The 11678-nt window shown below is 65.7% G+C and carries 10 protein-coding genes; 8 read left to right on the top strand and 2 right to left on the bottom strand.

The genetic code is table 11. The features are described 5' to 3' along the window. Positions 1–177: 177 nt before the first annotated feature. Together ACYOEI_RS30535 and ACYOEI_RS30530 are read right to left on the bottom strand one after the other, a co-directional pair. Positions 178–3039 carry a protein kinase domain-containing protein gene (locus ACYOEI_RS30535; protein WP_462853474.1) on the bottom strand — a complete coding sequence of 954 codons (2862 nt, stop codon included), beginning with the start codon at positions 3037–3039 and terminating at the stop codon, positions 178–180. A gap of 22 nt (positions 3040–3061) precedes the next feature. Beyond that, positions 3062–3718 carry a sigma-70 family RNA polymerase sigma factor gene (locus ACYOEI_RS30530; protein WP_462853473.1) on the bottom strand — a complete coding sequence of 219 codons (657 nt, stop codon included), beginning with the start codon at positions 3716–3718 and terminating at the stop codon, positions 3062–3064. Between the two features lie 168 nt (positions 3719–3886). Here ACYOEI_RS30530 and ACYOEI_RS30525 point away from each other — a divergent pair, with 168 nt between their 5' ends. The 8 genes from ACYOEI_RS30525 to ACYOEI_RS30490 all read left to right on the top strand — a co-directional run bounded on the left by ACYOEI_RS30525 (position 3887) and on the right by ACYOEI_RS30490 (position 11645). Further along, complete coding sequence (locus ACYOEI_RS30525) at positions 3887–4267, top strand: DUF7009 family protein (protein ID WP_462853472.1); 381 nt, start codon at positions 3887–3889, stop codon at positions 4265–4267. Positions 4268–4504: 237 nt separating this feature from the next. Then, complete coding sequence (locus tag ACYOEI_RS30520) at positions 4505–5839, top strand: cytochrome ubiquinol oxidase subunit I (protein WP_462853471.1); 1335 nt, start codon at positions 4505–4507, stop codon at positions 5837–5839. A gap of 112 nt (positions 5840–5951) precedes the next feature. After that, on the top strand, positions 5952–6998 hold the full coding sequence (gene cydB, locus ACYOEI_RS30515; RefSeq protein ID WP_462853470.1) for a cytochrome d ubiquinol oxidase subunit II: 1047 nt from the start codon (positions 5952–5954) through the stop codon (positions 6996–6998). A 159-nt stretch (positions 6999–7157) separates the two neighbouring features. After that, positions 7158–7643 carry a nuclear transport factor 2 family protein gene (locus ACYOEI_RS30510; protein ID WP_462853468.1) on the top strand — a complete coding sequence of 162 codons (486 nt, stop codon included), beginning with the start codon at positions 7158–7160 and terminating at the stop codon, positions 7641–7643. A 105-nt stretch (positions 7644–7748) separates the two neighbouring features. Beyond that, on the top strand, positions 7749–8906 hold the full coding sequence (locus ACYOEI_RS30505; protein WP_462853467.1) for a cupin domain-containing protein: 1158 nt from the start codon (positions 7749–7751) through the stop codon (positions 8904–8906). A gap of 63 nt (positions 8907–8969) precedes the next feature. Continuing rightward, positions 8970–9722 (top strand): hypothetical protein, encoded by a 753-nt coding sequence (locus ACYOEI_RS30500; RefSeq protein ID WP_462853466.1) that lies wholly within the window; start codon positions 8970–8972, stop codon positions 9720–9722. 167 nt (positions 9723–9889) lie between these two features. Further along, positions 9890–10225 (top strand): GRAM domain-containing protein, encoded by a 336-nt coding sequence (locus ACYOEI_RS30495; protein WP_462853464.1) that lies wholly within the window; start codon positions 9890–9892, stop codon positions 10223–10225. 409 nt (positions 10226–10634) lie between these two features. After that, positions 10635–11645, top strand: coding sequence for a hypothetical protein (locus ACYOEI_RS30490; protein WP_462853462.1), 1011 nt, complete (start codon positions 10635–10637; stop codon positions 11643–11645). Positions 11646–11678: the final 33 nt, after the last annotated feature.

Raw genomic sequence — 11678 nt, 5'->3', positions numbered from 1 at the left:
GCCACGGTCCATAGGGACAGCGCCCGCCGAAGGCTGGCACGGCGAGTCTTCGTTGAGTGCACCGATCGCGAGTACAGGCGAAAGAAATTCAGAGAAAATGAAGGGCGGATGTGCGGAACATAGGTTGAAGAGGTGTCATTCTAGAATAAACCTTTATAAAGACCAAAACCATCACGGCTATCCGCCAGGATCGGCGGGAGAGGCGGGGAGGATCCGTTTCTCGGCCTCTCGGCGGAGGACATGAGCGATCCAATCATCCTGATCGCGCACCGCGGAAGGTCCCCAGTCGTGGGACTCCAGTGCCGCGGCCAAGGTCTTCCGAGCCTCGTCGACGCGTCCATCCCCTTGCATGGCCATGGCGAGAACGAGGCGAGGTGCGGGACCGAGCACCTTCAAGACATCGCCTTGAATGAGTTCGCAGGCGCGGGCGAAATGGCCCTCGCGATATTCCGCCAGCCCCTGGAGGAACAGGAAGTGGGGGAAGGTCGGCGCATACGTCTGGCGATCCGCCTCCCAGGCTCGCTTGCCGAGGGCCACGGTCCCGCGAAGGCCTTCGTCGGAATCGGGCAGGATCAGGCAGGCCCGAGCGGTCCGCTCCGCGATGATCGGGTCGTCGACTCCGGCGAATTTCGCGAGGAGCTCCCGCCGGGCGCGGCGGTATTCCTCCTCCCGCCCGAGGTAAAGGCAAAGCTCGGCGTAGCCGTACCAGTCCTCGTGATTCCCGGGGGAGGTCTCGAAGACCGGCTTCCAGATGGCGATCGACTCCTCGTATTGCCGTTGGTAGATCAAGTACGCCCGCAATTCCAGCCGGGCTCCCGTAAAGTTCGGATCGAGGGCCAGGGCCCGCCGATATGCGAGGAGCGACTCCTCGTGCCGGCCGTAGAAATAGAGACATCGGCCGAGCATACGATGCATGGCCGCGACGTCGGGGGAATACCGAACGGCCAGCCGGGCGTGGGCGACGGCCTCCTCCGTACGACCAAGAGCCCACAACGATTCCGCAAGATTATGATGATAGGGGGCCGAGGTCGGATCGAGTTGCAGGGCCCGGCGGAACAACTCGACGGCCTCCTCCGAATGCCCCGTTCTGTCCAACATGATGCCGAGATCGCTGAAGGCGATGCCGGCTTCCGGACGGAGGGCGATCGCCGCCTGGTAGAACCGGGCCGCATCGGCGAAGTCCTCGCGCACGCGCAGGACGTCCCCCGTCCGGAGGTTGACCCAGAAGTCGCCGGGGATGTCCCGCAGGATCCGCTTCAGGAACGGGACCGAATTCTCACCGAGCGCGTTCCAGTGCCTCTCGAGCGCCAACAGCAAGGGAACCGGCACGTCGGCGACCGGCGCCTCCGCCAGCAATCGTTCGAGCTTCGCCTTGTCGTTCCACGTCGCCGGGTCGCGTGCCCGGTCGCGCCAGCCGGTCGGGTCGTGGTCGGCACGTCGGGCGACCGCCAGGGCCCAGGCCTGCTCTTGGCGGCCGTTTTCGGCATGGAGGGCCCAGTCGTCGAGCGTGGCGATCAGGGCCTTCCTGATACTCGACGCCGCGACGCGCGGCGCGACGACCTCGGGCGACTCGTCGGGCGAGCCGAATCCCGCCGCCTTGAAGGCCGCCCGGTATTCCCGCACGGATGGGTAGTCATAGAGGATCCCCCCGACGGTGCTGGCGCGATCCAGGCGGATGGCGTCGAGTCGGGACACGAGCTTCAGCTCGCGGTCCCCCTGCACCAAGAGCGGTCGCAGGCGGGACGGGGCGCCTCGCCCGCCCAACCGGCCCCTCGCCCGCTCCAGCGCGGCACGGGCCTCCGGCCAAGCGGATCGTTCCAGTGACCGGGCCATCTCGCGGAGGTCTTTCTCCGCGTCGCGTTCCGTCGCCATTCGCTCGGAGAACAGCCAGAGCCCGCCGGCGACCAGGGTCATCGCGAACAACAGACCGGCCGCGGCTGCCAATGAGGAGCGAGGCCGACGTCTGATCCTCCGGGCCAGTCGCTGCAAGCCGGTCTCGGGCCGAGCGGCGATCGGCTCGCCGCGCTGGAACCGTCGCAGGTCTTCCGCCAGGGCCTTCGCCGTCGAATAACGCTTCGGGACGGCCTTATTCAGGCACATCAGGCAGATGGTTTGCAGGTCCCGGGGCACGCGCGAGTTCAATCGCGACGGCGGCACGGGATCGTCCTGGACGACCTGCCGTTCGGTCTCGACGGCGGTCGCGGCGCGGAACGGCGGGCGGCCGGTGAGCATCTCGTAGAGGATCGCGCCGAGGGCATAGACATCGGTGGCGGGGCCAAAGCCGTCGGGGCGGCCGGTTGCCTGCTCCGGGGCCATGTAGCTCGGCGTGCCGACCCGGACGCCGGTGCGGGTGAGTCCCGCTCCGCCCTCGAACCTCCAGGCCAGGCCGAAGTCGGTGACCTTGGGCGTGCCGTCGGGGGCGATCAGGATGTTGTCGGGCTTGAGGTCCCGGTGCACGATCCCCACCTCGTGCGCGGCCTGCACCGCGTCGGCGAGGGTCGCGAGCAAGGGAGCCGCCTCCACCGCCGGGAGCGGGACACCGCCCAACCGCCGGGCCAGGGTCGGCCCTTCCACGTACTCCATGGTGAAGTACGGCAGGCCGTCGAGGTCGCCGACCTCGTGGATCTGGACGATGTTCGGATGCCCGACCGCCGCCAAGGACTCGGCCTCTCGGAAGAACCTCGCCAGTTCCGGAGGGCCCGCGTAGCCGCCGCTGAGCATCATCTTGACCGCGACGAGGCGGTTCAGCCGGAGGTGGCGGGCCTTATAGACGACCCCCATCCCGCCCCGGCCGAGGACGGATTCGACGACATGACCGGGGATGACGGGCGTCGAGGGCAACGCCTTGTGACGGCTCGTGGCGGGGGATTCGCCCGGCTCGGGGAAGAGCGCGTCGAGCTCGTCGACCACTCGCTCGAATCGCGCCCGACGCGACCGCACCTCGGCCAACAGCTCGGGATGATCCGCGCAGGCGTCCTCGGGCGTCTTCCCGGACTCCACATCCTCCAGGAGTTTCCACACCAATGGATCGATGGGCATGCTCGGGGGGCTCGTCTCGACGTCAAACCGACTCGGAGGGCCGTTTCGCTTGAGGGACCCCACCGGCAGCGGGAGGGTTCGGTCGGAGGTCGGCCAGGTTCTCCGCGAGGATGTGCAAGGCGCGATTCAATCGCCGCTGGACGGTCTTGGTCGACACGTCGAGCACCTCCGCCGCCTCCTCGTGGGTCATGCCGTGGATCCGGACCAGGTCGAGGACCTCGCGTTCGTCGCCGGGGAGCGCCTCGATGGCGTCGAGCATCCGTCTGGCGTCCTGGCCCAACGCCGAACCGCTGCTCTCCGGCGCCGCCACGTCGATCGCGTGGACATCGACGGGGATCTCTCGTGAATCTAAGCGGCGGGCCAGGTCATTCAGCTCCCAACGCATGTGCCGGCCGGCCAGGGCGAAGAAGCTCCTCACGGTGCCCGGCCGGATCTCCTGGAGCGCCTTGAGGAGTCGCTCGACGACGGCACCGAGCAAGTCCCCGGCATCAAGCCCGAGCGGCGGCCGCACCAGCCGGGGGTAGCTACGATTCAGAAGACTGTTGCACAAGATTTCAAGCCGACGGGCCGATCGCCCGAGGAGCGCCGAGACCAAGGCCCCGGCGTCGGTGTCGCCTCGGGCGACAGCCAGCTCGTCGAGGTAGCGCTGAACCACGATTGTGGTACGGTTCTCGTCCATCTCAGGGCCGATTCTATCGGGGCGGTGGCACACTGTCACGCGGCCGCGCGACGCCCGAAGGAATTGTGTCCACCGCCCTACGCTTAATCATTGCGACGGGTGGATCGATATCGGGCGGACCGCCGAAGTCCGACGCTCCGACCGGCCCCGATCGCCTAGGAGTCTGCCATGAAGCTGCGGCTCAAGGGGAACTCGATCCGCGTCCGGCTGGACCGTCGCGACCTCGAACAACTCGTGGACGCCGGCCGGGTCGACGACGCCTTGCGGTTCGGCCCCAGCCTGGCCTTCTCCGACTCCATCGAGACGGGGGCCGCACCCCGCGAGCGCCCGACCGCCAGTTACTCCGACGGCCGACTCACGATCCGGCTCGATCCCGATGACGCCGCGGAGTGGCTCGAGGGAGACCGCGTGGGCTTCGACCACCGGCAGGACATGGACGAGGGTGTCGTCCGAGTGCTCCTCGAGAAGGACTTCGCCTGCATCGACCGCCCGCCTGGCGAGGAGGCCGACGACGCCCACGCGTTCCCGAACCCTGCACTCGCCTGCTGAGCGACAAATCCGACACGACTCGCGAATCCTCACCGAATTCTCACCGCGCGAGGATTTCATCGCAAAGGCACAGAGGACACAAAGGGGAGGAGCCTGAATCAACCAATCCTCCTCGGACCGGCCTTAATGCTTGCTTTTTTACTTATTTGAATTTGCTGTGAATCAATTCACTCTTCGGGTTAGGCCTCGGTGGGGATCTGCAAGAAGGGGTCACAAATCCCGCGCGGAGGAGCGACGATGAGCGACGGCCTGCCCTGGCACCGAATCCAGTTCGCCTTCACGATCACCTACCACTATTTGTTCCCGCAGCTCACGATGGGGCTGGCCCTCTTCCTGGTGGCGTTCAAGGCCTTGGCGTTGCGGACCCGAGACGGGTCGTACGACGAGGTCGCCCGGTTCTGGGCGCGGATCTTTGCCATCAACTTCGCGATGGGGGTGGTGACCGGGATCCCGATGGAATTCCAGTTCGGCACGAACTGGTCGCGGTTCTCGCGGTTCTCGGGCGAGGTGGTGGGCCAGGCCCTGGCGATGGAGGGGGTCTTCGCCTTCTTCCTGGAGTCGACGTTCCTCGGGCTCTTCCTGTACGGAGAGCGGCGACTCGGCCCCCGGAAGCACCTCGCGGTGACGGTCGCACTGGCCCTGGGCTCGTGGCTCTCGGGCTACTTCATCATCGTGGCCAACGCCTTCATGCAGCACCCGGTCGGGTACCGGCTCGGCGAGGACGGCGTGCTCCACATGGAGAGCTTCGCGGCGTACCTCCTCAATCCCTGGGCGCTTTGGCAGTACGCCCACAACATGTCGGCCTCGCTCGTCACGGCGTCCTTCGTCGTGGCCGCCGTCGGGGCCTACTGGACGCTCCTCGGGCGGCACGGGCGGCACGCCGCGATCTGCTTGCGGGCGGGGGTCACGGTCGGCCTGGCGTCGTGCATCCTGGTCGCCTTCCCGACCGGCGACGGGGCCGGGAAGATGGTGACGCGTCACCAACCGGTGACCCTCGCCGCGATGGAAGGCCTCTTCGACGGTGGGCCGAAAGCCGACCTGGCGATCATCGGCCAGCCCGACGTCGCCGCGAGGGCGTTGGAAAACCCGATCGTCGTGCCGTGGATCCTGAGCTTCCTGGCCTACGGCTCGTTCGGCAGCACGGTGCACGGGCTGAACGACTACCCGACCGATCAGTGGCCGAGCCATGTGGAGTTGCTCTATTACAGTTACCACATCATGGCGGGGCTCGGCACGATCTTCATCCTCCTCATGGGACTGTCGTCCTTCCTCCTATTCAAGGGGCGGCTGACGACGACTCGGCCGATGCTCTGGGCCCTGATGCTGGCGTTCCCGTTCCCCTACATCGCGACCACGGCCGGGTGGTGGACCGCGGAGTTGGGGCGTCAGCCCTGGATTATCCACGGGCTCTTGCGGACCGATCAGGCCCATTCCGACCTGGTCAACCAGGGCGACGTCGTCTTTACCTTGCTCGGCTTCGCGGGCCTGTACCTCCTGCTGGGGGCCCTCTTCGTCGTGCAGATCCTCAAGCAGATCGATCGGGGGCCGGTCGCCTCGCATGCGACCGCCTGACGGCCTTCGAGACCGTCGATGCTGTCTCTCACCGTCCGATCGGACCATCGAACCGTCCCAACGTCGCCGGGCCAGGTCCGGCGACTCACAAGTCCAATCAGGACCTCATTCCATGGAAGCGGCCTGGTTCGCCATCGTCTCGGGAATGCTCGCGGCCTACGCCGTGCTCGACGGCTTCGACTTCGGCGTGGGGATCCTCCACCGCATCGTCGCGCGGACCGACGACGAACGCCGGACGACGCTGGCGGCGATCGGCCCGGTCTGGGACGGCAACGAGGTCTGGCTGATCGCCGCCGGCGGCGTGCTCTTCATGGCGTTCCCCAAGGTCTACGCCACGGCGTTCAGCGGCTTCTACCTGGCCCTAATGCTCGTGCTCTGGCTCCTGATCCTCCGAGGCGTGGCGATCGAGTATCGCTCACACCAGGACAACCCGCTCTGGCGCGAGTTCTGGGACACGGTCTTCTCGATCGCCTCGGCCCTTCTCGCGGCCGTCTTCGGCGCGACGATCGGCAACCTCGTCAGGGGCGTCCCCCTGCGGGCGGAGGGCCTGCGTGGCATGGCCCTGTTCACGAACTTCATGCCGGGGAGCAACCCGGGCATCCTCGACTGGTACACCATTCTCATCGCGCTCCTGACTCTGACCGCCCTGGCCGGGCACGGCGCCCTCTACCTGGCGTGGAGGACGGACGGACCGGTCCTGGGACGTAGCCTCGCCCTGGTCCGACCCGCCTGGCTCACGACGCTCGCCCTTTGGGTCGCCGCCACGGCCGCGACGGCCTGGATCCGCCCCTCGATCTTCGCCAACCTCGCCTCGCGCCCGTGGAGCCTCGCCTTCATCGCCCTATCACTCGCCGGGGCATGGGGGGTCTTCTCGTTCACGAGGCGAGGACGAAGACTTGCGGCGTTCCTCTCGTCCTCCGCGTTCCTATTCGGCCTGGTGGCCACGGCCCTGGCGGGCAACTACCCGGACTGGCTACGGTCGACCATCGACCCCTCCTTCAGCCTGACCGCAACCAATTCCGCCTCGGCTCGATACGGGCTCGGCGCGGCCCTGATGTGGTGGGGAGCAGGGATCGCCCTGGTCACGCTTTACTTCGCAAACCTGTTCCGCTCAGAGCTAGGAAGACTATCCGCAGACGACCAAAACTTTCCCACATGATCATTTTTATTTATAATCTTATTTGTGTCACTCCGTGTCATCTGCGGACGGTCTTCAGCCTCTGATTACTTGTCCGCGAGGCTCGCCCAGGGGGCTGCGAAGTCCGTCGTGGACGGCCGTTGATCCGAATTCCTGGCCCCTTTCCCGAAGGATCGAACGATGCCAACGAACCAACCGACCCCGGCGGCGATCATCGCCCCACCGTTCACCGTCGAGACGGCCAGGCTCAAGGTCCGGCAGGCCGAGGACGGCTGGAACTCGCGAAACCCCGAACGGGTGAGCCTGGTCTACTCCGAAGACTCGGTGTGGCGGAACCGCAGCGAGTTCGTCACGGGCCGCGACGCGATCCGACGATTCCTCGCCGGGAAGTGGGAACGCGAGCTCGAGTATCGGCTCGTCAAGGACCTGTGGGCCTTCGGCGACGACCGCATCGCGGTGCGATTCCAGTACGAGTGGCACGACGCGGCGGGCCAATGGTTCCGGAGCTACGGAAACGAGCTCTGGGAATTCGACGAGCGCGGGCTGATGAGGCGCCGGGAGGCCAGCATCAACGACGTCGCGATCGTCGAGCAGGACCGTCGGTTCTTCTGGCCCGCCCCCGGCCCTCGACCCGCGGACCACCCCGGAATCCCCACGGTGGAGTGACACCCCAGATTCGTCGCCGAAGGGCCTACCACGTCCGTGGGGCGCGGGTCCGGAACCTCGGCCGGGCTCGAGAGGCTTACCCCCCAACCTCAGGAGATTGAATTCATGCAGAGGCGGCAATTTATCAGCGTTGCGGGGGCCGCGACCGCCGCAACCATGGCCTCGAGCCCGGCCGGGGCCGGCGACCCTAGCTTCATGAACAACACCCCCGACCCGGCGCTCGCCGGGACGGAGCTGCCGACCTTCAAGTTCGAGCTCGAGAAGTCGACCGGGAAGGTCATCGGGGCGAGCTACGGGAAGGAAGCCACCGTCGAGCAGCTCCCGATCTCCAAGGGGATCGCCGGGGTCTCGATGAAGATCGAGCCTGGGACGATGCGCGAGCTCCACTGGCACGCCACCGCCGCCGAGTGGGCCTTCGTCGTCGAGGGGAGGGTCCGGACCACCGTCATCGACCCGCAGGGAGGTGCCGAGACGAACGACTTCGAGCCGGGTGACGTCTGGTACTTCCCCCGAGGGCATGGCCACATGCTCGAATGCCTCGGCGACACGCCTTGCCGCTTCATCCTCATCTTCGACAACGGGTATTTCTCCGAGTTCGGCACGTTCAGCATCTCCGACTGGATCGGCCACGTGCCCAAGGCGCTCCTCGCGAAGAATTTCGACCTGCCGGAGTCGGCCTTCGACGGCTTCCCCAAGGAGGAGGTCTACTTCGCCAAGGGATCGCTCCCCCCCGAGGAGCCCGCGAAGCCCCTCCAGGGATGGAAGACGCCCGCGCTCACCCATAAGTACGAACTGCTCAAGCGCCCGCCGCACGGCGTGTTCAAGGGGGGCCGCGAGTGGCGTGTCGACTCCACGACGTTCCCGATCTCCGAGACGATCACCGGTGTGGTCCTCGACCTGGAACCGGGCGGGCTCCGCGAGCTGCACTGGCACCCCACGGCCGACGAGTGGCACTATGTCATCGAGGGCGACGTCCAAGTGACCATGTTCGGCTCGCACGGCCGCTTCCGGACCGAGACCCTCTCCAAGGGGGGCGTCGGCTATATCCCTCAAGGCTACGGGCACTCGATCGAGAACGTCGGCGACGAGCCGTGCCGAATCCTCATCGGGTTCAACACGGGGGTCTACTCGAAGATCGACCTGTCGGAATGGATCGCCGGGAACCCCGTCGACGTGCTGGCCACGAATTTCGGCAAGCCGGCCTCTCTCTTCGAGAAATTCCCAAGGAAAGACGTGTTCATCGCCCCGGTCGAATCCGAATGACTCCGACGCGGGGATGGCGACGTCCGGGGGGCGGGCCCAGCCGAAGCGAGAGGCCGACGCACGATGCCCAAGCCGTCATTGTTACGACGCGGTCCCAGGGAGAAGCCGAAACATCGGCTGGATGCTCCCAGGATCATCGAGACCGCGAAAAATCTGTCGGACGACATCGGCGCCCGCCTGCCGGGGAGTAGCCTGGCCGGCCTCGCCCAGGAGTTGGCCGATCTCGCGATCGCGACCGACGTGCGAGGGAGACGGGCCCGCGAGCCGATCGTCGCCGTCAGGGCCCTCTCGGCCTTGGCCGTCACGGTGAGCGTGCTCGCAATCTGGCTCCTCGCAACCCATGTCCACGCAAGGTGGTCGGTCGGGACGATCGGCGAGCTCGTCGCGGTGATCAATTCCGGGACCAACCTCCTGCTCTTCCTGGCGGGGGCCCTCTGGTTCTGCCTCACCCTGGAGGCCCGCATCAAGCGCAAGGAGGCCCTTGCCTTCATCGAGGAACTGCGCGAGTTCATCCACGTCATCGACGTGACGCAGCTCTATTACACGCCCGACCTCTACCGGTCCCGCCTCGGGGCGACGCCGACGAATCTCGCCATCGACGAGACCTACCTTTTGTACTGCACGCAAATGCTCGCCGTGATCAGCAACCTCGCGCCGCTGTATGCGCGAGGGACGACCGGAGATTCGATCCTCCGCTCGGCCTCGGAAGTCGAGATGCTCGCGATCGCCGTCACCACCAAGCACCTATCAAAAGCCCGGGCGGTGCGGATGTTCGCCAGGGACCTGCCGCGCTCCGATCACCCGCCGGGCCAATAACCCCACCTCCCCGGCCGGTACCCCGTGCCTTCGCCTGAAGAAATCGAAGAGTTGTGTCCGTTCCCGGATGGTGTTGTTGATACACCATTGGAAGGGGCGCCGATCTCGGCCTCCCGCGACGATCCGACGATCGATCGATTCGGCGACTTCATTCAGGAGACATCCCGATGGAGACGGCTTTACTGCCCGACGAGACCATCCAGAAAACCGGGTTCGCCAACCTCCAGCGCGGCTGGGAGGCCGTGGGAGGGCGCCTGGCCCTCACCGACCGACGACTCATCTTCGAATCGCACCCGTTCAACATCCAATCCGGGAAGACCGTCATCCCGCTGCCGACGATTACCGACGTGAAAGAGTGCTGGACCAAGCTCCTGAACCTCTTCCCGATCGTCCCGAACTCGATCGCCGTCACGACCAAGGACGGGCACGAGTATCACATCGTGGTCTACACTCGCAAGGATTGGATCGACGCGATCATGAATCAGGTGACCCTTCAGGGCTGAGAGCCTGCCTCGAAACCGGACTCTTGGCACTCCTCGCCGGTCTCCAACGAGCCCTGAGCCGAGGATTCTTTTCACCACAAAGGCACCGAGACACAAAGGACAGAATCCGGAAGGAATGGATCCCTCTCAGGCGTTCACCCGGGACCGTTTGTGTCTTCGTGCCTTTGCAGTGCAACTCTCAAGCTTTCTTCAAACCCAGGTTTCCTTGCAGATCCACGACGACAACTCCTCGAGAGGGGTCACCGATGTCGAGGGAGCCAGACGCCTGTTTTTCAAGAATGAATCAGATTTCGTAACAGATTCATAGCTTTCCAAAGCTGATTTGGAGCTCGCCCCAAGTCCACGAGTCCCCGGCTTCCCCCCTTCGAGCCACTGCGGTAAGGCTCGATCCGACCAAGATGAGGACGTCATGGCCAAATTCACGCTCCCGGACGGCAGCGACTTCGCCGTCGACGACGACTCGAATCTCCAGAAGCTCGAGCTCCCGATTGGGGTCCAGGTCACGCTCCAACTGACCGGGATCAGCAGCCCCTCGCGAAAGTCGATCCACTGTTCGGGGAATGTCGCGTCGATCGAGATCGCGGTCGTGAGCGCGACCGACACCATTATGACGTTCACGTTGAAGGCCAAGTCCGCCGGGACCGTGAAACTCTCGACGGTCCTCGACGACGGCAGGCCCTCCCACAATCCGCTCACGGTCGTCATCGGCAAGTTCGAGAACCACGACGGCATGGAGATCGACCTGATCGCCAAGGTCTGCAACGAGGGCGACCCGGTCAAGATCCGGGACGTCGTGCAGATGCTCCACAACAGCGCAACCAACATCTTCGAGCAGGGCTCCGAGGCCAACAAGGACCCGAAGTACGGCAACATGGCCTGCGGCATCGTGGCGAAGAAGCGGGGGACGGAGCTCTTCGGGTCGATGAGCCCCATCGACTACGAGCACCCCTACCACCAGCCCCTCTCGCGGAAGGCGACCAGTCGCAGCGACGTGAAGTACAAGCCCGAGACGCTCCGGAAGGCCTGCCAGAAGATCCAGGGGATCCTCGCCAAGGGGACCCCCGTGAGGGTCGGGGTCCTGGACAACCCTGTCAACATGACCGTGATCTCGGGCAGCCTCTACGCCTACTGGCCCGGCGGCCACACCGTCCTCATCGTCGGCTGCGACCACGGGGCGACCAGCTTCATGTACATCGACCCCTGGGGCGGCGGCTCCCTCCTCGAGTACACCGGCGGCATCCCGGGGGACAACCGGCCCAAGACGTGCGAGTACATGGGCATCTTCACCCTCACGACCGACCCCGACCGCAAGATCGGCTCCCTCGACACCAAGAACAACCTCCTGCGGCAAGATGTCGACACGGAGGGGAGTTTCAGCACGGCCGGCAAGAACTTCCTCGAGATCGTCTCCGGGCCTTGAGAGAAATCTAAAGACGTGCCTTGCGATCAAGCA

Source organism: Singulisphaera rosea (assembly GCF_054877945.1).
This window is presented reverse-complemented; position numbering and strand designations above follow the sequence as displayed.